This is a genomic window from Providencia sp. UF-224, from assembly GCF_058245955.1.
In genome coordinates this window covers 116,265-138,256 of the sequence record NZ_JBSICC010000012.1, presented here as the reverse complement: position 1 = coordinate 138,256, position 21,992 = coordinate 116,265, and the positions used below count along the sequence as shown (strand labels likewise).

General features: G+C 39.3%; 18 protein-coding genes and 4 tRNA genes. 7 read left to right on the top strand and 15 right to left on the bottom strand.

The window, feature by feature from the left end:
* The 12 genes from AC4IFO_RS13545 to AC4IFO_RS13490 form a co-directional block, all read right to left on the bottom strand.
* Positions 1-69 (bottom strand) — tRNA-Leu (locus AC4IFO_RS13545).
* Between the two features lie 136 nt (positions 70-205).
* Positions 206-292: transfer RNA gene (locus tag AC4IFO_RS13540), tRNA-Leu, on the bottom strand.
* A gap of 7 nt (positions 293-299) precedes the next feature.
* Positions 300-373 (bottom strand) — tRNA-Cys (locus AC4IFO_RS13535).
* 23 nt (positions 374-396) lie between these two features.
* Positions 397-472: transfer RNA gene (locus tag AC4IFO_RS13530), tRNA-Gly, on the bottom strand.
* 164 nt (positions 473-636) lie between these two features.
* Entirely contained in the window at positions 637-1,185 is a 549-nt protein-coding gene (gene pgsA, locus AC4IFO_RS13525; RefSeq protein ID WP_219248936.1) for a CDP-diacylglycerol--glycerol-3-phosphate 3-phosphatidyltransferase, read from the bottom strand.
* A gap of 57 nt (positions 1,186-1,242) precedes the next feature.
* Entirely contained in the window at positions 1,243-3,075 is a 1,833-nt protein-coding gene (gene uvrC / locus AC4IFO_RS13520; protein ID WP_490735086.1) for an excinuclease ABC subunit UvrC, read from the bottom strand.
* Positions 3,042-3,731 carry a LuxR C-terminal-related transcriptional regulator gene (locus tag AC4IFO_RS13515; RefSeq protein ID WP_490735084.1) on the bottom strand — a complete coding sequence of 230 codons (690 nt, stop codon included), beginning with the start codon at positions 3,729-3,731 and terminating at the stop codon, positions 3,042-3,044. The genes uvrC and AC4IFO_RS13515 overlap by 34 nt, the downstream gene beginning before the upstream one ends.
* Before the next feature lie 187 nt (positions 3,732-3,918).
* A complete protein-coding gene (psiE, locus tag AC4IFO_RS13510; RefSeq protein WP_490735096.1) occupies positions 3,919-4,326 on the bottom strand; it encodes a phosphate-starvation-inducible protein PsiE in 408 nt (135 codons plus the stop codon).
* A 197-nt stretch (positions 4,327-4,523) separates the two neighbouring features.
* Positions 4,524-4,937 carry a GFA family protein gene (locus AC4IFO_RS13505; protein ID WP_490735082.1) on the bottom strand — a complete coding sequence of 138 codons (414 nt, stop codon included), beginning with the start codon at positions 4,935-4,937 and terminating at the stop codon, positions 4,524-4,526.
* Positions 4,938-5,009: 72 nt separating this feature from the next.
* Positions 5,010-5,288 (bottom strand): hypothetical protein, encoded by a 279-nt coding sequence (locus AC4IFO_RS13500; protein WP_490735080.1) that lies wholly within the window; start codon positions 5,286-5,288, stop codon positions 5,010-5,012.
* Between the two features lie 178 nt (positions 5,289-5,466).
* Positions 5,467-6,945 (bottom strand): DUF3999 family protein, encoded by a 1,479-nt coding sequence (locus AC4IFO_RS13495; protein WP_490735079.1) that lies wholly within the window; start codon positions 6,943-6,945, stop codon positions 5,467-5,469.
* On the bottom strand, positions 6,942-9,848 hold the full coding sequence (locus tag AC4IFO_RS13490; RefSeq protein ID WP_490735078.1) for a DUF2339 domain-containing protein: 2,907 nt from the start codon (positions 9,846-9,848) through the stop codon (positions 6,942-6,944). The genes AC4IFO_RS13495 and AC4IFO_RS13490 overlap by 4 nt, the downstream gene beginning before the upstream one ends.
* 590 nt (positions 9,849-10,438) lie before the next feature.
* Here AC4IFO_RS13490 and AC4IFO_RS13485 point away from each other — a divergent pair.
* Positions 10,439-11,362 (top strand): AEC family transporter, encoded by a 924-nt coding sequence (locus AC4IFO_RS13485; RefSeq protein ID WP_490735077.1) that lies wholly within the window; start codon positions 10,439-10,441, stop codon positions 11,360-11,362.
* A gap of 152 nt (positions 11,363-11,514) precedes the next feature.
* Positions 11,515-12,492: a class II fructose-bisphosphatase gene (gene glpX / locus AC4IFO_RS13480; RefSeq protein ID WP_490735094.1), complete on the top strand. Its 978-nt coding sequence runs from the start codon at positions 11,515-11,517 to the stop codon at positions 12,490-12,492.
* Between the two features lie 45 nt (positions 12,493-12,537).
* Here glpX and dtpA read toward each other — a convergent pair whose 3' ends face one another.
* Complete coding sequence (dtpA, locus tag AC4IFO_RS13475; protein WP_490735075.1) at positions 12,538-14,010, bottom strand: dipeptide/tripeptide permease DtpA; 1,473 nt, start codon at positions 14,008-14,010, stop codon at positions 12,538-12,540.
* Between the two features lie 939 nt (positions 14,011-14,949).
* On the opposite strand from dtpA, the gene AC4IFO_RS13470 reads away from it, so the two are divergent.
* Together AC4IFO_RS13470 and AC4IFO_RS13465 are read left to right on the top strand one after the other, a co-directional pair.
* On the top strand, positions 14,950-15,987 hold the full coding sequence (locus tag AC4IFO_RS13470) for an SEL1-like repeat protein (protein ID WP_490735073.1): 1,038 nt from the start codon (positions 14,950-14,952) through the stop codon (positions 15,985-15,987).
* A 243-nt stretch (positions 15,988-16,230) separates the two neighbouring features.
* Positions 16,231-16,965: a tryptophan 2,3-dioxygenase family protein gene (locus tag AC4IFO_RS13465; protein WP_490735071.1), complete on the top strand. Its 735-nt coding sequence runs from the start codon at positions 16,231-16,233 to the stop codon at positions 16,963-16,965.
* An 82-nt stretch (positions 16,966-17,047) separates the two neighbouring features.
* Here AC4IFO_RS13465 and dpiA read toward each other — a convergent pair whose 3' ends face one another.
* Positions 17,048-17,728 carry a two-component response regulator DpiA gene (gene dpiA / locus AC4IFO_RS13460; RefSeq protein WP_490735069.1) on the bottom strand — a complete coding sequence of 227 codons (681 nt, stop codon included), beginning with the start codon at positions 17,726-17,728 and terminating at the stop codon, positions 17,048-17,050.
* 1 nt (position 17,729) lies between these two features.
* The gene (dpiB, locus tag AC4IFO_RS13455; RefSeq protein ID WP_490735067.1) at positions 17,730-19,358 is read right to left on the bottom strand and encodes a sensor histidine kinase DpiB; all 1,629 of its coding nucleotides are present in this window, start codon (positions 19,356-19,358) and stop codon (positions 17,730-17,732) included.
* Between the two features lie 368 nt (positions 19,359-19,726).
* On the opposite strand from dpiB, the gene citC reads away from it, so the two are divergent.
* Genes citC through citE form a run of 3 tightly spaced genes read left to right on the top strand, consistent with a single transcriptional unit; the run spans position 19,727 to position 21,992 of the window.
* The gene (gene citC, locus AC4IFO_RS13450) at positions 19,727-20,803 is read left to right on the top strand and encodes a [citrate (pro-3S)-lyase] ligase (protein ID WP_490735065.1); all 1,077 of its coding nucleotides are present in this window, start codon (positions 19,727-19,729) and stop codon (positions 20,801-20,803) included.
* Positions 20,800-21,096 (top strand): citrate lyase acyl carrier protein, encoded by a 297-nt coding sequence (citD, locus tag AC4IFO_RS13445; RefSeq protein WP_369311602.1) that lies wholly within the window; start codon positions 20,800-20,802, stop codon positions 21,094-21,096. The genes citC and citD overlap by 4 nt, the downstream gene beginning before the upstream one ends.
* Positions 21,096-21,992, top strand: coding sequence for a citrate (pro-3S)-lyase subunit beta (citE, locus tag AC4IFO_RS13440; RefSeq protein WP_490735062.1), 897 nt, complete (start codon positions 21,096-21,098; stop codon positions 21,990-21,992). Before citD ends, citE begins: the two co-directional genes overlap by 1 nt.

The following is a 21,992-nucleotide window of genomic DNA, read 5'->3' as shown; positions in this document are numbered from 1 at the left end:
GGCGGGACTTGAACCCGCACAGCCTAAAGGCCGAGGGATTTTAAATCCCTTGTGTCTACCGATTTCACCACCTGGGCCAAATTGTATTTTCTCTTTCGAGAGGGATAAGTTAACTCACCCGTTAATCAATATACTGGAGTAGACGCTCGTATAAAGATCCTTACTGCTCAAAATAAAGTGAACTAAAAACTCACTTACTTCAAGATGGTGCCCAGGGCGGGACTTGAACCCGCACAGCCTAAAGGCCGAGGGATTTTAAATCCCTTGTGTCTACCGATTTCACCACCTGGGCTAAATTATGGAGGCGCGTCCCGGAGTCGAACCGAGCTACACGGATTTGCAATCCGGTGCATAACCGCTTTGCTAACGCGCCTTATCCGAATCTCTTGCGAAATTTGGAGCGGGAAACGAGACTCGAACTCGCGACCCCGACCTTGGCAAGGTCGTGCTCTACCAACTGAGCTATTCCCGCGTTAAGCTTAACTTTCAGCTTATACTATCAAACTGGCTGATTTACTTATTTATTTTCGTAAACCATGTTGCCGTTCGATGCGTTGCATTCTACTGATTTCACCTATCGAGTCAATACAATTATTGAAATAATTGGATCGTTCGCTGTTTTTTCAATCATTTCGATCACGCTTCGCTCAAATCGCCCCACGCAGCCTTTAAATATTGGAACATTGACCAAAATGTTAAGATGGCAGCGACATACATTAATGCAATAGATAGGTTCTCAATTAAAGGTGTTGGACGCCATAATAGCCCCACTAAGGACATCATTTGCGCTGTTGTTTTAAATTTACCAATCCAAGACACTGCAACACTACTGCGTTTGCCAATCTCTGCCATCCATTCACGCAATGAAGAAATGATAATCTCACGTGCAATCATCGTTGCGGCAGGCAGTGTCACATACCAAACATCATAGCTTTCAGTGACTAACACGAGTGCAGTTGCCACCATCACTTTATCTGCCACGGGGTCTAAAAATGCCCCAAACTTTGTGGTTTGCTTCCAAAGTCGCGCTAAAAACCCGTCAAACCAATCCGTCACCGCGGCAAAAACAAAAATCAGCGCACAGGCGAAAGGCCCCCAAGTGACAGGAAGGTAAAATGCCAATACAAAAAATGGTATTAGGATGACGCGAAATAATGTCAGCCACGTTGGTATGTTTAATTTCATCACGCTCACTAACTTTTTGACCAAGTTGGATATTATGAATATGTTGCCCTAAGACACTTACTGTTTCAATGCATTATAAATCTTTTCTGCAAGCGCGTATGAGATCGAGGGCACTTTTGCGATCTCTTCTATGCTCGCATTTCGCAGTGGTTGTAATCCGCCCATATATTTTAATAACATTTGGCGGCGTTTTGGCCCAACCCCCTCAATCGATTCTAATGCACTGGTATTTTTCACTTTAGCTCTACGTTGGCGGTGACCAGTGATCGCATGGTTATGGGATTCATCTCGAATATGTTGTATCACATGCAACGCTGGCGAATCGGCTGGCAAAGCAAAACCTTCACCCTCTGGTTTTAAAAACAACGTTTCAAGCCCTGCTTTACGGTCACTCCCCTTTGCGACGCCAATTAATAAAGGATGATTTTTATCCCAATCAACATCAAGGGACTCAAACACATCTTTTGCTTGCCCTAACTGCCCTTTACCACCATCAATAAAGATAATATCTGGCACTTTGGCTTCATCAAGGTGTTTGCCATATCGACGAGTCAGCACTTGATGCATCGCAGCATAATCATCACCTGGAGTGATACCTGAGATATTGTAACGGCGATATTCTGATTTTACGGGACCCGTTTTATCAAACACAACGCAAGATGCGACGGTTTGCTCCCCCATTGTATGAGAAATATCGAAACACTCCATTCGTGAGATGTTCTCTAAATGAACCACTTTTGCCAATGCAGCCATACGTTGCTGCACTGTCGAGTTTTGTGCGACTTTAGTCGATAACGCAATAGAAGCGTTGGTTCGAGCCAACTTCAGATAACGCGCTCTTGCGCCTCTTGGCTGACTTTGAATATTAATTTTGCGTCCCGCTAGCTCGGATAATGACTGGGCAAGTAACTCTTTTTCTGTCAGAGCAAAATCAAGTAAAATTTCACCTGGTAGTGTCCTGTTTTCGCTACCTTGTAAATAAAATTGCCCTAAGAAGGTTTGAACTACTTCATCGAGTTGTGTATCTGCTGGGATTTTAGGAAAATAGCTGCGGCTACCGAGCACTTTACCTTGGCGTATAAATAGAACGTGAACGCAAGCCAGCCCTGACTCAAAGGATACCCCAATAACATCGAGGTCATCCCCTTCCCCTGAAACATATTGCTCTTCAGTCACGGCTCGAACTGCATGAATTTGATCACGAAAACGTGCCGCATCCTCAAAACGCAGGTCTTGGCTCGCTTTTTCCATTCGTTCAACTAAACCAGCCAGTACTTGCTTGTCTTTCCCTGTTAAAAATAACCGAACATATTCAACTTGTTGATTATAGTCTTCATCAGAAACCAAACCACTAACGCAAGGCCCTAAACAGCGACCAATTTGATATTGTAAACAAGGTCTTGAGCGGTTTTTATAGACGCTATCTTCACATTGGCGAATAGGAAATAGCTTCTGCATTAACGTCAACGTTTCTCGAACTGCATAAGAGCTCGGGAATGGCCCAAAATACTCACCTTTAGCATGTTTCGCCCCGCGGTGCATTGAAATCCGCGGGTGAGTTTCCTTACTTAAAAATAAATAAGGGTAAGATTTATCATCACGCAACAATACATTATAGCGGGGTTGATATAGCTTAATATAGTTGTGTTCGAGCAGTAACGCCTCCGTTTCAGTGTGCGTTACGGTAACATCAATAGACGCAATTTGCTTAACAAGCTGCTCGGTCTTTCGGCTACTGACATTTTCACGAAAATAGCTGGAGAGCCTTTTTTTCAAGTCTTTGGCTTTACCAACGTAAATCACCGTCCCGCCCGCATCGTACATTCGATATACGCCAGGTTGGTTTGTCACTGTTTTTAAGAAAGCTTTTGATTCGAACTGTTCTGCCACTCGGATAAACCCTGTTTTACTGTAATTAAACCATATCTAATGGCTATATGAGTTAATTCTACATCACTACAGATATTAAGTTTACCAAACATTCGATATCGATAGGTATTTACCGTTTTTGGGCTAAGGGACAGCATCTGCGCAATCTGTTTGATTGGTATCCCTTGAGTGATCATCAGCATGATTTCCAATTCACGATCTGACAACAACTCGCATAAATCTTGCTGGCTATTATGGATAACGCGTTGTAAAGCAAGATCTTGCGCTATATCAGGTGAAATTATCCGTCTTTTTACATTGACGACTTTTATTGCCTCAATCAGGTCATCCTCTGTAATGTGTACGCTTAACAAGCCAAAAATACCAACATCTAATGCCTTGAGAAAAAAAGAATAATTACTTCTAACGTTATAAATAATAATGCCAACATCAGGTTGGGTACGCCGTAATGTTTGGATCGTTTTTAATGAATCAAAATGACAGTGATCGCTACCGATTAAAATAACACTCGCCCTTTGGTGGCGGTTCCAAACCAAAACTTGGTCGATTGAAGGAAATGAAGCAATTAATTTACAGCGTGTATGACGACTAAATATAAACTCAAAACCTTGCAGTGTAATATTATTATCATCAACAATAATTATATTTATTCCCATATTTATATTATTTATCAATAGATTGAGATTTTTAGAGTCTGTGATTCTATATTGCGAAATGGTGAGATACAATCTCTTTATCATTGCATAAATACTAGGCAACTCATTTAATAATAATTAAAATTACAAGCAATAAAAAAGGGGCATAGCCCCCTTAATCTTATTTATCTTAAAAATAAATTATTTATTATTCACGCTTTAACTTTTCAGTATTTGCAATATAAAGTGCGATGACTAACACGAGAATAGCTCCTGCATGCAGCAATGTTGTCATTGGGTCACTATGGTCAACAATAATCAAACGAATGATTGCAGTAATACCAATATAAATAAAATATCTTAATGGAAAATGATAACCCGACATAAAATATTTGATGATTAACGCGATAAACTCAAAGTAGAGGAAGTAAATAACAATCCCCTCTAAAAGTTCATAAGCCGTTGCCCCTTTTGAACTCCCAAACATTAAAGAAGCCATCGTAATTGTTTCTTTGGCTAAAAAAAACACCAATACGGCAGCTAATGAAAGTAAACCAATATTCAGTATCCACTGTAGCACCCATGCGATATTACTTGCATGACGCATTCCTTTCATACTGTTCATTTGTTATTCCCCAAATAAATACAAAACATGATCACAATGACGCTATCACGCGTTTTTACTCATGTTATTCATTGCATATTATCTTAATTGTAAATCAATTTTTTGTCGCTAGCATGACAAATCGAAAGGAAATTTACAGTCGTCTTAAGGCAGGAAAAGTCTTCCCACCTTAAAATTAATTCAGATCATTACTCTGAAGGTGCACCCATCATTTTCAGTATATCTTGTTCAGTCAACATCGCAGTTTGCTCAACAAAATTATAGTATTTCGGTTTGCTATCTATATAAATTTGCATGGCTAATTGTGCTTGTTTACTATCTTCAAACAATGTTGCCGATGCGTAATAAGTTGACGGGTTAATTAAGTGATAAAAAAGATGCGTACCACAATGTTTACAAAAAGCGCGCTCTCCCCACACAGAAGAGGCAAACGTGGTTATTGAATCTTGGCCTTCAATATGCAAATCATGTCCGCAATCCACGCTGAAGCCCGGGCCGCCATTCCATTTTTGACACATACCACAATGACAAACACTAATTTTATCAACCGCTTTATTCGTTGATACCTTAACTGCCCCACACAAACATTGACCCTGATGCATTTGATTTTCCTTTGCGTTATATATTGATGGTGTTCCTTACCTATTTATCGCTATTTATACCTTAATTTCAATTTATTTTTCTTTATCATTAAGATTGAATTGTCGACCTGTAAAACGCCGATCATTCGTCGTCTCTTGCAGTTGAATAGTATCAAGCTCTTTAGTTTCACGCTCAGGTTCAATGTCCCCTTCATCCTGATTATATTGGTGTAACTGCATATATTCATACGCAACAACGTGTGGAGTTACTTCCGTAAGTACGGTGTTATCCGCAGCCTGAGCAAATAAGGTTGCTCCTGTAAATAATGCCATGCCAATAAACAAACGAGTAAGCCGTATATTCTTCATCATGTTCTCCTATAACTAGAAGATGTTTTAACGCGAAAGGCTGTCAGAAAAAACACCGATTGCGTAATTGTTTTCATGGTTCGGTAAAATGATGTAGATATTTGTCTAAATGAACGATTTAGATGTTCAAAAAATAAAAAGAGAGCAATTTGCTCTCTTTCATTCAAATAGTGAAAAGGGTTTATAGTTCGCCTTTCTCATCTTTATTTCCAGAATTCACTTCTTTAAGTAAATACCAACAAAAATAGAGTAAAACAACTATGCCGAGAAATAACAAAGCCCATAATGCAATTGTCATCCAATTTGAGCTTTCATCGGCAGGAGTAGTGGCTGTTAATCGCTTTTCCCCGCCTAAATTAACTATTTCAGTATTTGGATATGCTTCTGGATAACTCGACATTAGTTCTGCAACAGTATACGTTTTACCCAATAGCTGGTTATAGGTGAGACTTTCTTGCTCCGCCTGCTTATTTCCCCACACTAATAGGTATGGCGTTGCGCCTTGCACGTTAAATACCAAATTAAGCGCATCACGTTTCCCCACAATACGCGGAGGTTGATCATCCCAGCCCCCTTTCAATGCAGAAATTCTTAATGTGCGGATCATTTCACCATGTAGAGTAATATTCGCATTACTAACCGTCTCGCCATCAGCATATTGGTTATAAGCAACAATATTCGTCAAAGGTAGCCAATTTTCACCACGATCAGATGAGTACTCTACTTTTAATGGAATGACTCGATTAGATTGTTGCAATTGTATTTGTAACTCATCTAAAGGCTGCATCGATGGCAATTGGTATATAACATGTTCCCGCGAAACACCATCATTGGTCATTTCAAAGTGGAATGATTCTTGGCGACGAGTTGCCTTTAAAACATCCGCACTTGCTGTAACTTTAGATAAACTTGGAATGGTAACCTCTGAGGCACTTGCGGCCACGATCAACAGATAAGGTGCACTCAATGCTTGCGCATTACCATTTAATAACTCAATTTGGTTACTTGCAACAGTTTGATCATTCAGTGTTAAATTCATAATCGGCTGATTTGTCGCAATATTTACCCATTCTTCTTTATCATAACTAGAGAAAATAAATACCTTTGCTTGCCAGTCATTATTCTGTTTAGCCCAATCAAGGGTGAGATTTTTAATCGCCGCGTTTTTCTCTTGGTTTTCATTTCGAGTCAGCAAGTAAGCTTGATAAGATGCTTTATCTTTTGCCTGCGTATTCGGTAACTCAAGGCGATTAACCTTACCCGGAATTGATTCTACAAGAAGATATTGCCTATCTCGACGCCTATCCTCATCGGTATTTACATTGTCAATGCGGGCGACTAGATGTTGAGGTGTAAATGACACGTTAGCCTTAGAAATAGACTTTTCAGCATCGTAGAACAGTACTGAAGGGACTTCATCTCCTGTTCCATTAAATACGCGAACATCTTGTAATGTATTCGGGTATGCAGAATTAAAATAAGCATTGGCAGGCAATTCAAGCCAATAAAATGGTTCAGTGGTATCCGATATATTTATTTCTGCGCCTTGGTAAAAACTATAAGGCGTATTCTCTTTCATTTCCTCACCATGAATTTGGCTCGAAAATAATAAAGATAATGAGAAGACAGCAAATAGCCCTCTATATTTACTTAGATTCATGATTGCGTCTCCTGTTCAACGTTCCCTTTTGTTTCTTTAATTTCTTTTGGTGGCAAAGGAGAGAAATAACCCACAATTAGGATAACCAGTGCTACACCAATAAAGGAAACAGCTCGGGTTATTCCACCTTGTCCATCAATATCAACTAAGAATAACTTCGCAATGACGCAAGCAAAAATACCTGCACCGAAGAACCACCAGACTCGATTTTTCTTAATTGCCGCGATTACTGAACACACTAGTGCAACAAGGGCCCAACTAATAGACAGTACCGTTTGTACTAAACGCGAATCAAACAACGTTTCATAGTGCCAACTAAGCCCCGCAAAATCAGCCGTTGCTCGAATAAGTATGCCGTTCAGCCAAAGTCCAGCAAGCGCAATAATAGCCACTAATAACGCACGAATAATCCAGAAATCAGCCTCTGTTACTTTACGTAATTTTTGCTTGAAGCCTTTACGCACCAGAATAATTGCAGCAATACTAAACAACCCGGCTTCATCTAACGGATTAATTAGCGGAATATAACTCCAGAATGTTAACTTGCCATCTTCCAAGTTTGCATAACTAGATAAAATAACTAGCCCAACAATAACGGGTAATAAGCTATACCAATAAATCAGCCCGTTACGCTTCATTGGTGGCATTCTATTTTGCTGTAGCCAATACAGAACTAAAATCGTGAGCGTAATTGCCATTACATAAATAAAATAAGCCATTTCATGTTGCATTCCCCAAGGAAGAATAGAGACAAACCAATTCACTTGGGTTGCAATAAAGGCAAGAATCAACCATAAATTCGCACCATGCAATACTCTTTGCATCCACGGATTGCGAAGCTTATAAGCGTGGATCACAAACAATATTGAGCTACCTAATACGACAGGCCAAATTAATGAGCCTTCACCCCGTCCCATCGGGTTTTCATCATTTAAGAAATCGATACCGAGGTAATAATAGCCCGCAATCCATAGGAAAGATTGGCAAATAAGTAAAGGTACCCAATTAATACGAATTGCAAATAACCGCCAAAGCCAGACTGATATCACGACTAAGACCAGCATAATAAAGGCTTCGGACTCACGGCTCCACGAAAGGATATTCGTGAACATTGGCAACCAGCAATACCATGCCACTATTCCCATGACTAAAAAGCCATAACTAAATAACGAATAATTACTATCTTCATTGCGACGTATATGGAATAAACCACCCGCACCAAAGCAAGCGACAAGTAATACTGGGACCATATAAGTGCTACTACGGCTCCAATATAAGAATGGATAGTCACTTAATAAAGTAATGACACTTACTAAAATGAGTAACGACCCTGCCGCCGCTAATTTTCTTTGGTTTTGTTGTAAACCAAACCAGAGAAGCAGTAGTCCTTCCAGTGACCAAACAATAGAAGTCCATTCGAATGTCAGCGCAAGTGGTATGGCAAGCGTGATGAACCCAGCACCAATGATAATATTGCCAAGTGCCATGTTTTTGCCAATTTCTTTATAACGTTTATGAATTTGTAGCCCTGCCACAAGGTACAACAAGCCAATTAATAACGAGATAAATGCAGGCAGTAACCCCATATGTTCAGAAATATAGAATTGCAGCACAATACTAATAAAAGGGGGAGCAAATAATAACGTATTATCAACAATAAGTTGTTTAGTATGTTCGAAACGCAATGAAAACAGCTGTGTTAATGCATTAAAAATGATCAGATTAGCGATAATAAATAACTGGCAAGAGAGATAATAATCAGATTGATAATTACCAAGCCCCCATAAAATCGCGACCCCGTAGGTCATAACCATTCCGACTAAATTCAATGGCCTCCAAGCTTGCCATACACTGATGATTAAAATACCTGTTGATAACATCAAGTAATATGAGAAAAGCACAACATGGCTACCACCACCTGTCGATAACAGAATGGGGGCTAAATAACCACCTAATGATGCTAAAACAGCTAAACTGATAGTGCGTTGTAATAATGCAAGCGCGATACTGGCGGCGCAAATGAGTAGCATAAATGCAAATGCCATACTGTATGGCAACATAGTATATAATTTAAAGGCAGCGAAAATAGTGATATATAAACAACCAATTCCCCCACCTTGTAAAATTAAACCAAACAGTGCTTTTTTATTACGTAACCACCAGCCTACACCTAATAATGCCAAACACCCTACCGCGCTAAATATCAACCGCATTTGTGGTGAGATAATTTCATTTTGCACGCTGTAATTTAATAGATAAGCAACCCCTAGAAATAAGAGTAGTACGCCAATTTTAGCGACAGGGTTACCTTTTAATAACCAAGTAAAGAAATGAGAGAATATAGACTTATCATCATGAGGTGTATTTTGATTTTCTGTGGCCCAATCTTGGGTATTTTTTGCTGTATTTTCTTTCGCGCTATTAAATCGATTCGGATTTACCTTAGATGACGAGTAACTATCAAATCGGTTGAGATTAAGCTCAGTCGCATTCGAATTCGTTAATGGAGGGAGTACAGTAACCGGTGTTTCTTTTACTGGTTCAATATTATCCGCGGGTTCTACCTGTTGGTAAGCAATTACGCTCTCAGCGGCGGTATCTTGTTCACTTTGCGTTGAAGGCACCAAATTTCGTGGTATTGGTTGTTCAATACCATCATCCACTAGCTCTGTGGTGTGTTGTGTAATCTCTTGATGTGATTGTGCTTCAATTGGGGTTTCTGATGAGATACTCTGCGATTGTTTAAATTGAGCAATCTGTGTCTCTAATGAGTAAACCTTCTGATTTAACTCAGTAATTTGATATTGCATGCGCCCTGTTCGACTCAGTGCGACCATCGCTAGAATCGGGGCGAGTATAACAAGAATGACTAATATGAACCCTACTAGTATCCAAGTATCCACAAATAGGTTTCCTCATAATAAAATTCGCAGTCATAGATATGGCAAAATGGAGCTTTGTGATTATTGCTAGTGTAGATATCATTGATCTCCTTGCCAACCAAATGTAATAAACTGTTACAAAATACTTCATTAAATCCGTTTTACTCGACCACAATCTCACTTAGCTCAAAAAATGATTACCGACTATTAATACGTGGTTTAAATGCTAATGTAACTAAGAAAACGCTTAATCATCATTTAGCGACATTCAAAATAAGAATCAAATTAAATATATTTAAATTTCCCGATAGTCTATTTAAGATGATCATCTTAATAAGTTTCAAAAAAGTAAAATTAAAACGTGTTTTTTTAATTATTTATGATATTTATATAGGCATGCCCGTCAATTAATATCTAAAGAAATTCATAACATTACTATCATTTAATGATGATAGTGAAAATATTAAAATTTTATAAATATAATTGTGTCAGTTAATAATTAAAACGCCTCGAGTACCTGAGGACCAGCTTATTCAATAAGTCGACTATGCGTCATTAATAATTTTGTAAAAATCGTCAAAATAAGAAGAATAGTATAAGGAGAATTCTTCATGCTACTCCATATCATCCTCGCAGCACTTGGTCCAATCGTTCTTGGTTTAGCTGTTGGTTGGCTATCTGGGAAATATGGTTTTATTAAAAGAGAATATTCGCAGGCATTTGCAGACTTTGTTGTCAAAATCGCCTTACCATTTGCATTATTTCTTGCGGCAGCGCAAGCTCCACCATCTGTATTGCTCAATATAGACTACCTATTAGCCTTAGCTGTTGGGTTAATTGCAACCTACGTCATTGGGTTTGTTTTTGGTAAGTTTATTTTCCGTCACAATAAAAAAGATGCGGCGATGCAAGCACTATCTGTTTCATTCCCAGATATGGCTTACTGTGGGCCACCTGTATTGTTAGCTACCGTCGGTTCATCTGGGTTAATTGCAATGGTATTAGGTAACCTTATTTATACGGTTATCATTATTCCATTTACCTTATTGATGATCAGCGGTTCCCAACAAGGCCATAGTATTATCAAGTCCATTGGCAAGGCAGTTGCTCAACCCTTAGTATTTTTGCCAATTCTCGGTGCATTACTGGCAATTTTTGGTGTGAAGTTACCTGAGATATTACAAAACTCCGTCAATGAGTTAGGGAAAACCGCGGGAGGTGTTGCTCTCTTTTTCCTTGGTTTGTTACTTTCGGGTATTAAGCTAACTATTAGCAAAGAAATTATCTTTAACGTTTTTATTAAGAACTTTGTCCAAGCGGCATTAATTTTAGGGACAGGGCTTGCATTAGGTTTACAGGATGATTTATTAAAAGCAGCCTTTATTATTGGTGTATTACCAACTGCAACCGCAGTACCTGCTTTAGCCATTAGTAACCAAGCTTATACCGAAACATCCGCAGGAACCGTGTTACTGAGTACCCTCGCTGCGCTGATTTCTATCATTGGTGGTATTGCTATTGTAGAAATGCTCTAACGCCTAATTAAAGCAGGTCAACTTTGACCTGCTCTCTTTCATTTTCCTCGCTGGTTTTATCACCAATTATTTGCCAGATAGATCACAAAAAACGTATCATAGTGCTAAGTATTTTTTCTTTTAAGCATCTGGGATATTAATAAATAATGAAAATCAGTGATGAGTTAGCCTCTGCTATTGCTTCCGTCACCGAAGTTGCTGCCATTGCGGCCTTCGACTGGGTTGGTAAACAAGATAAAAATGCTGCCGATAAAGCAGCTGTCGAAGCCATGAGAAATCGTCTTAATGAAATTGATTTTCATGGAAAAATTGTGATTGGTGAAGGGGAAATCGACGAAGCCCCTATGCTTTATATTGGCGAGCAAGTCGGTACACAATCAGGTAGTCAAGGGCTGGATATTGCCGTTGACCCGATAGATGGTACCCGTATGGTGGCGTGTAATGAGCAAAATGCTATCGCTGTGCTTGCGGCAGCACCGACGGGTTCATTACTTCAAGCGCCTGATATGTATATGGAGAAATTGGTTGTTGGTGCCGCAGCAAAAGGTGCTGTTCATCTCAGCCACCCTATCGAAAAAAACCTTGAGCTTCTTTCTTCTGCATTGAATAAGCCGATTTCGCACCTTTCTATCGCCGTTTTAGACAAACCGCGTCACGAACACATCATCAACACCATTCGCAATTTTGGTGCTAATGTGATTACTATTCCTGATGGTGATGTATTGGCATCATTATTAACAATACTGCCAGAACATCCAATTGATATGATGTATGGTACTGGTGGCGCGCCAGAAGGTATTATCAGTGCAGCAATCGCACGAGCATTGGGTGGCGATATGCAAGCGAGGTTAGTCCCTCGTGACAAGGCAAAAGGTGATAGCGAAGAAAACAAACTGCTTGCCGCACAAGAAGCCATACGTTGCAAACAAATGGGTATTGAAATTGGTGAGGTTTTATCTTTAGAGCAAATGGTGAATACTGACGATGTCATTTTTGCTGCAACAGCAATTACACCGACCGTTTTAATGGGAGGAGTTTCAACAGATGCCTATAGCCGTATTTCGAACACCCTTCTCGTTAGTGGGCGTTCTCGTTCGTTAAAGATAATCAATAACCGCTACTTTAATTAATTTTCCATATACATTAAAAAGGGCCTTCCGGCCCTTTTTAAATAATTACTCAGCACGATCCAGCGTCATACGATTTAACATTGGTGCGGTTAACACCATAATAATCGCAATCGCGCCAGTCACTAAGCCTATCTTCAAGAACACATCACTGTATACAGCTAATGATTCAACTTTACTGGTTAATTCACCTTCTGGCGCTGCGGCCATCGAGGCAACATACCCTGCAATAAAGGCAGCCGCAGAGTTGGTTAAGAACCATGCTCCCATGATAAAGCCCATTAAACGCTGAGGTACTAGTTGAGCAACCATCGCCAAGCCAAGACCAGAAATCATCAGCTCACCAATGCTTTGGAATCCGTAGCAAATAACCAACCATTCAACAGAAACAATACCCGCTTCATTAGCAAATTTAGCACCTAATGGCAGTACTAAGAATGCCGCAGAACACAGGATCATCCCAATCGCAAATTTATGCGGCATCGGTAAGTTATCACCCATTTTGTTGTAAATTGCCGCTAAAATTGGGCTACCAATCATGATCCATAATGGGTTTAATGCTTGATACTGTGCAGGTTCGATAGAGAAGCCGAAAACTTCATGTTCAACGTTGTGTAATGCAAAGAAGTTTAATGAGGTTGGCATCTGGCTATATAAAACGAAGAAAACAATCGCTTCTAACATCAGAATTAATGCAACAAACATACGGCGACGTGCTGTGCCTTTTAATGCAAGCGTTTCTTTAATAAAGATAACTAAAATACCTAAAGAAATAATTGCTAAAGCCGTACGTGCAACGCCCAAGTTATGCAATAACCAGGTTGAAATAGCGATTAATGCAACAACACCAATCACGGTTGCTACTAAACGAGAGAGTACCACAGGGGCAAAGTCAGGTTTCGAACCGTGCTGAGAAACCCATTTTTTACACATATAGAAGTTAATCAGTGTAATAATAAGGCCAACCACACTCAGAGAGAACGCAACATCCCAACCATAGTGTTTTGCTAACCAAGGGGTTGCAATCATAGAGAAGAATGAACCAATATTGACGGCCATGTAATACATGGTAAATGCGCCGTCTAAACGTGGGTCATCTTTTTCATAACAAGTTGATAATAAAGAAGATGGATTAGCCTTAAATAAACCATTACCCACCGCAATCGTCGCTAAACCAACATAGACCATCGACACATCATGCCCAGAGAAAGCGACAAATGCATAACCGGCTATTAAGGTCAGTGTCCCTAAGACGATAACGCGTTTTGTCCCTAAGATTTTATCCCCTAACCAACCACCTATTGCGACGAAGCCATAAACTAATGCTGCAAATGCAGAGAATAAAGTGATGGATTCGGCTTCTGACATGCCGAGAACTTGGCTGAGGTATATAGGTAAAATACCTTGTAAGCCGTAGTAACCAAAGCGTTCCCAAAGTTCGATAGAAAAGATGAGATAGAACGAGCGAGGTTGCTTAAACGCGTTAAGACTGACTTCCTCTTTATTATTTGTTGTGGACACAAGTTACCTCTAGTACAACCTGTACATATGCAAAAAAACCACGGAACGCTCTTTGCGCTCTCGCATTGTTATGATCTCAAGAATTAACGTTGGAAAGATTCACTACAGACTGGACGAGCATCATTCCCTGACCTCAAAACAAACAAAAATACATTTATAGAATTGTTTTTTAGATCGCAAACATAAAATTCAATGAGTTAAAGCACATTTGATTATTTATTCAGCTAAGACAAGCAGATAAACCGCTAAGAACACAATAATCAACTGAGCCATATACGTTATTTATGCACCAAAATTAAAGAATTAGCTAGTATTAATTACTACATGAATAAGAATTTATCGTGATTAACTTCAATTTTTTACAAAATTGCCATATTATTATCGACCACTAATTAATCAATTGTATCTCTATTGTTAAGAATATTATTCTACATTTAAATTATATAATTAGCATATGTTACGCAAACACCTTTCAGCCCATTTAGCACCTTTCAGGGACAAAAAATAAGCTAGGACGGTTAAAAAATGATAATTATGGTACGAGGAAATGCTGAAGCAGAAATTTTGGACAAAAAAAAGCCCAGTGAATAAACTGGGCATAATGCATTCTACTCAAGGATCTTTTTGCTAAATTCAAACTATCACTACATAGATGCATTATTACATTACTTCGTGTAAAGAAATGAATGATGAGGGTAAATATATGAATGTTTACGCAAGCAAACAGTAATATAGATACTACTAAGACTCGTGAATCTCAAAAAAAGTTCATCTTTTTTTATTTTTTTTACATCTTTTTTATTTATTCACTAATAGCAATAATTAACCATTTGATTTACTGATAATAATGTACAATCACCTTCATGTGCATTGAGAAACAAATTACAAAACAATTTACCTTAAGTGACTTTAAGTATCATTGATGTCAAGGAATTCAACGTGAAAAAAAAGTTTTTATCCTTATTGTTAATAAGCTATTTATGGATGCCTTTAGCATTTGCTGAACAGACAATCGCCTCGTTGGATGAAAAATCACTCATTGAACTTGCCACTCAAGGTCAAGCTGAAGCGCAGTTCAATTTAGCCATGTATTACCAAGCACAAAAACAATTCGGCAATGCCTTAAAATGGTATCAGCTTTCCGCACAACAAAAATTCAGTAAAGCCCAAATAAACTTAGCACTGATGTACCAACAGGGCTCAGGTGTCCCTAAAGATGAAAAATTGATGTTATATTGGATGAAATTGGCGGCTGAAAATGGTGACCCTATTGGGCAAATGAATATGGCGGAATATACGCTGTATGGTATTGACAATGTTTTAGAGAAAAATCCGCAAGAGGCAGAGCAATGGTTAAAGAAAGCCGCTGAGCAACACTTCCCTGCCGCGATGTTAACGCTTGCCTACTGGTATGAAGAAGGCAAAGCAGTTACAAAAGACCCAAAAAAAGCGCAGGCTATTTACCAAACTCTCGCAAAAGAGAACCATCCACAGGCTTTATATTTACTCGGTTACCAAGCTGCTACGGGCATGTATGACAAGACTGATTATCCTCTGGCGTTTGATTATTTCACGCGAGCCGCTGAGCTTGATTTTTCTCCAGCACAAAATAGCCTCGGTATGTTGTACCTTACAGGTCAAGGAACGAAAAAAAATACACAGTTAGCCATTAAATGGCTTACCCTCGCAGCCAAACAAGGTGAAGTTTCAGCCCAATTTAACTTAGCGTTAATTTATGCCCGTGGCGATGGTATCAAGGCAGACCAAGCTAAAGCTTGCCACTGGTTTATTAAAGCGGCCCAACAAAATAGTGCGGATGCGCAATATGCAAGCGGTGCTTGTTATCAATATGGAATGGGGGTTGAGCAAAATGAGGCAAAGGCATTACGTTGGTATAAGCTCGCTGCGGAAAAAGGCAATGAGAGAGCCGAGAAAAAAGTATTGATTCTGGAAAATAACGCAAAAAATAATAAATAACGCTGTGACATTTAGCTTTCAAAGAGTTGATAAACATTATTTTTACTGGCTAAAAAATGAATAGTATTACATTTATATAGTTCCCTTTTTATTACCTAACATCAAGGACAACTTAGCAAAACACCTGCGTAAATGGCTATGATTACTTAATATATTTTATTAGTCCCTGCATAATTATTAGCGCTATTCATGCCTATATTTCTCTTTATATTAAGCTATTACACTTAAAAAGAGAGGTATTTCATGAATGAGAAAAATAGTCTGCCCCCTAACGATTTTTCACAATCCGTTCTACCTGGTGAAGGAAAAAATGATTATGAAAAATACATCAAAACAGAAACGCTATTATCATTGCAACGCACAAAGGAAGAGTGGTTACACAGAGATGAGCTGCTCTTTCAAATTACCCATCAATCAACGGAGCTATGGTTAAAACTCAATAATGAGGAAATAATTGAAGCCACGTGCGCACTAAAAGAACACAAGATTCATCTAGCAATCGCCCTTATCCAACGCGCCACCGAGTGTATTCATTTGATTGCTGAACAAATCAATATACTCAGTCATCTTACACCTTGGAGCTTTTTAACTATTCGCCCTGCATTTGGCACAGGTTCAGGCATGGAGTCACCAGGTTGGCGTGATGTAGCGATTAATGGCAAAAATTTAAATGCACAATTTAATCACTACATTCAACATACAGAAACTGATTTGATTGCGGTTTACTCCCAGCCAATTCAAAATGAGCTTTTTAACTTATGTGAGGCACTCATGAAGTGGGATGAGCAGATCATGGTATGGCGCATGCGCCATTACAAAATGACAATTCGCACACTAGGACATAATACTGTCGGAACAAAAGGCACATTAACCGACGCCATGGCACAGCGAATTTTTATGAAATTTTTTCCCATGCTATGGAATGTGAGAACGCAACTAGCTGAACGTTTTGCGGAGAAAAATAATCACACTCAATAGAGAGCTGACTATTCCTTTATGGTCATTCACCATAAAACATCTGCACCTATATATCGGTGCAGATAGCCTATAAAAACCAACCTTACCGCTTACCACGATAAATTCGTTGAGGACGCCCGACTTTTCCGTACTCAATCTCAGCTTCAATTTTATTTTTAGCTAAGCAAAATTCTAAATAACGTCTTGCCGTTGTGCGGCTAAGTTTAATCGTCTCAGCAATACTCTCTGCGGTATATTCCGCTTCAAGGTCGGCAAATAACGCCAAAACTTTTTCCAGCGTGATCACATCAATACCTGTCGGTAACTCCTCTTTGGATTCACCGCGCGCATAGGTATTAAACATATCATCGATTTGACTCTGGTTAGTTTTGCTGTTGGCTTGCAAAACAGATTTACGCTGAACATATCTATCCAATGTTTGCCCCAAGCGTTCATAGGCTATTGGCTTAACCAGATAATCAAAAACGCCAAGGCGAATGGCTTCAGTCACGGTTTCCATATCGCTAGCCGCCGTGGTAAACACAATATCAGCGCTATTGCGTTCTTGAATTAATTCGTGAACCAAATCGATGCCTTTGCCATCTGGCAAATAGTTATCAAGTAAGATCAAATCTGGTTTCATATATTCAATCATTTTTCTGGCTTCAGCGAGGTTACCCGCCAACCAAACCTTGTCACAAGCTGGATAAGCTTTAATGTACTCGCCGTGCATCTCGGCTAAAAGCAGCTCATCTTCCACAATGAGGATTTTTATCTTAATCATTTTATATCTTCACTTTCGGAATAAAAATTGAGAACACTGTACCATGCGGTTGATTTTCTTCAATAATCACCGCACCATTACATCGATTAACGTATGAAGCAACTAAATAGAGCCCGATTCCGTGCCCATCTGTTGTATCCGTTTTTGTTGTCACGCCCCGTTCAAACCATTTGCCTTGCAACTCAGGTGGAAAACCGCACCCTTGATCGACAACTTCAATGACAATGTCTTGACCTTCATCAGAGAGATACAGTTCAATTTGCAGGTTACCCTGTGGATTTTTTAAACTCGCTTCAAAAGCGTTATCCAATAAATTGCCTAAAACTGCACAAAACTCAGTGCTATTTAGCGATTCAGGTAACGCATGTAACTGGCTACCCGGTGTAAAAACTAACTGTAAGCCCAACTCTTTTGCACGATGGTACTTACCAAACAATAACCCAGCAACTTGCTTATCAAAAAACTGTTCACGCAATGAATCAATTAGTTGTTGCTGAGATTCAGATTCACCTTTAATCAGTGCAAGGGCTTGGTCATATTCTTTCATTTGCAATAAGCCGCTTAACGTAGACATCCAATTTAGATGTTCGTGCCGTAAAGTACGCAGATTTTCTACATATTGTCGTACTTGTGTCAATTGAGAATTTAATGACTCAATATCATTTTGGCTACGGAAACTGATGACAGCCCCAATAAGGTGGTTCTCATCTCGGATTGCTATTCTATTGGCTATCACATTTAACCCATTAAATTCACATAACACATCATGTTGCGTTGTGGCGATATCAACTGTAAAGAAATCAGCAGGAGAAATATGTTCTGCAATCGATTTGCCAATAAGTTGCCCTATCGGTTTACTCAGGGACAACATTTTTCGTGCATTAGAATTAATATTAATAATTTGCCCATGGTGATTAACTGCAATAATCCCTTCAAACACGGCATCAAATATTCCTTTTTGCACTTGGACTAACTGCGTAATTTCTTCGGGCTCTAGGCCTAGCATTTGCCGTTGAATTAACCGAGTGAATGCCCAAGACAAAAATAATAAAATAACCAAGACGCCAAGGAATGTTGCCCCTGTTTGAACAAATAATTCACTACGGGAGGTGTCTATCTTATTGGTCAAGTAACCAATGGAAACGACACCGATAATTTTCCCGTCTTCATCAAATATCGGTGTTTTGGCTCGCATAGCATTACCAATAGACCCTTCCCCACCAATAAAATAACTTTCACCGCTTGCCAGGGCGCCAGGCTTATTCCATTGCATTTTATAACCGACTTTTTCACTATTTGGGTGATAAAGCCGCATGGAATTTTCATCACCAATCACCACATAGTCATAGTCAGAATCTTGATTCAGTTTATCTGCAATGATTTTCAGTTGCTGAATATCCCGATGCTTAACAGATTCAATCACACCATCCATTGAAGCAATCAGTTTTGCTTGGCTCATCGCCAATGACCGAATATTTGCCATCATTCGATTTTCAGCAGTGTCAGTAAAATATTTGCCCAAGCCTAAGGTCAAAAATAACGAGACAACCAATAGAAGAAAGAAAACTCGTACTGAAAAGGAAATAGAGTTTACTTTTGCCAATGCAGAGAATGGGTGTTCTTTTTTCATATAGGTTCTCGTTACCAACTGAAAAGTAAAAAATTTGTTACAGCAAAAATCACAGAATAATAGATATTAGAAATATAAGCTAGAGACATAATACACATATTATTAATTAAACACATTAAAACCAAGCAATAAAGCACATATCGGATAATTAAAAACATTAAAACCATTAAACAAATACAAACTCATTTTAGAAACATGAAATAGGTCAAATATATTAAATACAGGACCTTTAATATTAATATTGAAAAGGGAAATTAAATAAGAATTTATATTTTCAAGAAATAAAAAAAACAAAAAATACTTATTTAATTAACTTTAACATTAGCAACATTTTAAAAACATCTCTAAAAGAGATGCAGGATACTATTATGTTCGAAAACATAACGTTTAATCAGGTAAAACGTCATGAGAACAGGAAACTTGCTGAAATCACTCAGTTTTTAAAGGAAAACGATTTAGAGCTTGATGCCAGCATCGATGTTTTCATTACAATCACCCGTAATGAAAAATTAATCGCGTGTGGCGGATTAGCAAAAAACGTCATTAAATGTGTAGCAATTAGCGACGATGTTCGTGGCGAAGGTTTGGCATTAAAACTCGCAACAGAACTTGTTAACCTTGCTTACGAAAATAATACAACCCATTTATTTATTTACACCAAATTTCAAAATGAAAGCCTATTCCAGCAATGTGGTTTTCATACCATTGCGACTGTACCTGATGTAATGGTACTAATGGAAAACAGTTGCTGCTATCTAAAACGTTATATTCAAAGTTTAAAAGCCCAGCGTGTTGAAGGTAAAAAAATTGGTGCCATCGTGATGAATGCCAATCCATTTACACTTGGGCATCGTTACCTAATCGAACAGGCAGCTAAGGCCTGTGATTGGCTCCACTTATTTGTTGTTAAAGAGGATACCTCACGCTTCCCTTATAAGGTCAGACTGAACTTAATTGAAGCAGGTACAAAAGGTATTGAGAATTTAACCATTCACCGTGGTTCTGAATACATTATTTCTCGGGCAACTTTCCCTTGCTACTTTATTAAAGATAAAACTGTCGCAAATAACTGTTATACCGAAATCGATATTAAGATTTTTCGCCAATATATTGCCCCTGCACTGGGGATAACCCATAGGTTCGTCGGATCAGAGCCATTTTGCCAAGTCACCAACCAATATAACCAAGACATGCGCTATTGGCTTGAAACAGATGCGATGAATTTTCCACCTATAGAACTCGTTGAATTTCCGCGAACAGTCATCAATGGAACGGCGGTTTCCGCCTCACAAGTTAGAAGACTGCTCGCTAAAAAAGATCTTGCGGCTATTAAGGAGATAGTGCCTGACGCGACATATCAATATTTACAAGAGATGCTCGCCAATCAAGCAACATCAACAACAAACCGCATCGAAAGTTCTGAATTAGCCATAGGTGAAATATGAAGATTAAACACGCAGCCGTCGCTGGCACACTTGAATCAAGTGATGTCATGGTTCGAATAGAACCACTAGAAGACACCCAAGAAGTTTCCGTGCAAATAACCAGCAGTGTTGAAAAGCAATTTGGTGATGCTATCGCCAGTATCGTGCAAGAAATGATAACTCAGCATGATATCCAAGGTGCTCAAATTATCGTTGATGATAAAGGTGCTTTGGAATGTGTACTCAGAGCGCGTTTGGAAGCGTTACTCGCACGCGCTTGCGATATCGATTATTTGCCATGGGAGAATAAATAATGACACCCGAACAAAAATCCCGTACACGCAGAAGTATGCTTTTCGTCCCTGGCTCAAATGCAGCGATGTTAAGTAACTCTTTTATTTATAAAGCAGATGCGTTGATGTTCGACTTAGAAGACTCTGTCACATTACGCGAAAAAGATACGGCACGTCGCTTGGTTTACCATGCATTACAGCACCCTTTATATGCTGACATTGAAACTATTGTCCGTGTGAATGCGTTAGATTCCGCATTTGGTGTTGCTGACCTTGAAGCGGTCGTTCGCGGTGGCGCAAAAATTGTGCGTTTACCTAAAACAGATACAGCACAAGACGTGACAGATATCGAAAGCGAAATATTACGCATTGAAAAAAGCTGCGGTCGAGAAGAAGGTAGCACTGGCTTACTGGCCGCGATTGAATCACCAATGGGGATCACACAAGCTGTGAATATCGCCCATTCATCACCACGACTTATAGGCATCGCGTTAGGTGCCGAGGACTATGTCCGCAATTTGCGCACCGAGCGGTCTCCCGACGGCGTTGAACTCCTCTATGCTCGGTGCGCCATTTTACAAGCCGCACGCTCAGCGGGTATCCAAGCTTTTGATACCGTTTATTCTGATGCAAATAATGAAGAGGGTTTCCTGCGCGAAGCCGCTCACATTAAACAACTCGGCTTTGATGGCAAATCATTAATTAACCCAAGACAAATTGAGTTACTCCATAATCTGTATGCCCCAACTCAAAAAGAAGTCGACCATGCTCAACGTGTTGTTGATGCCGCTGATGCCGCTGCCCTTGAAGGTAAAGGCGTGGCGTCATTGAACGGAAAAATGGTTGATGGCCCAGTCATTGACAGAGCCCGCTTAGTGTTATCTCGCGCGGCATTATCTGGAATTCGGGAAGAGTGA

Bases quoted from the DNA above. Each gene is read 5' to 3' on its own strand.
- pgsA (WP_219248936.1), bottom strand. From the start codon at position 1,185: ATGAAATTAAACATACCAACGTGGCTGACATTATTTCGCGTCATCCTA.
- AC4IFO_RS13515 (WP_490735084.1), bottom strand. From the start codon at position 3,731: ATGGGAATAAATATAATTATTGTTGATGATAATAATATTACACTGCAA.
- psiE (WP_490735096.1), bottom strand. From the start codon at position 4,326: ATGAAAGGAATGCGTCATGCAAGTAATATCGCATGGGTGCTACAGTGG.
- AC4IFO_RS13505 (WP_490735082.1), bottom strand. From the start codon at position 4,937: ATGCATCAGGGTCAATGTTTGTGTGGGGCAGTTAAGGTATCAACGAAT.
- AC4IFO_RS13500 (WP_490735080.1), bottom strand. From the start codon at position 5,288: ATGATGAAGAATATACGGCTTACTCGTTTGTTTATTGGCATGGCATTA.
- AC4IFO_RS13495 (WP_490735079.1), bottom strand. From the start codon at position 6,945: ATGAATCTAAGTAAATATAGAGGGCTATTTGCTGTCTTCTCATTATCT.
- AC4IFO_RS13485 (WP_490735077.1), top strand. From the start codon at position 10,439: ATGCTACTCCATATCATCCTCGCAGCACTTGGTCCAATCGTTCTTGGT.
- AC4IFO_RS13465 (WP_490735071.1), top strand. From the start codon at position 16,231: ATGAATGAGAAAAATAGTCTGCCCCCTAACGATTTTTCACAATCCGTT.
- dpiA (WP_490735069.1), bottom strand. From the start codon at position 17,728: ATGATTAAGATAAAAATCCTCATTGTGGAAGATGAGCTGCTTTTAGCC.
- dpiB (WP_490735067.1), bottom strand. From the start codon at position 19,358: ATGAAAAAAGAACACCCATTCTCTGCATTGGCAAAAGTAAACTCTATT.
- citC (WP_490735065.1), top strand. From the start codon at position 19,727: ATGTTCGAAAACATAACGTTTAATCAGGTAAAACGTCATGAGAACAGG.
- citD (WP_369311602.1), top strand. From the start codon at position 20,800: ATGAAGATTAAACACGCAGCCGTCGCTGGCACACTTGAATCAAGTGAT.
- citE (WP_490735062.1), top strand. From the start codon at position 21,096: ATGACACCCGAACAAAAATCCCGTACACGCAGAAGTATGCTTTTCGTC.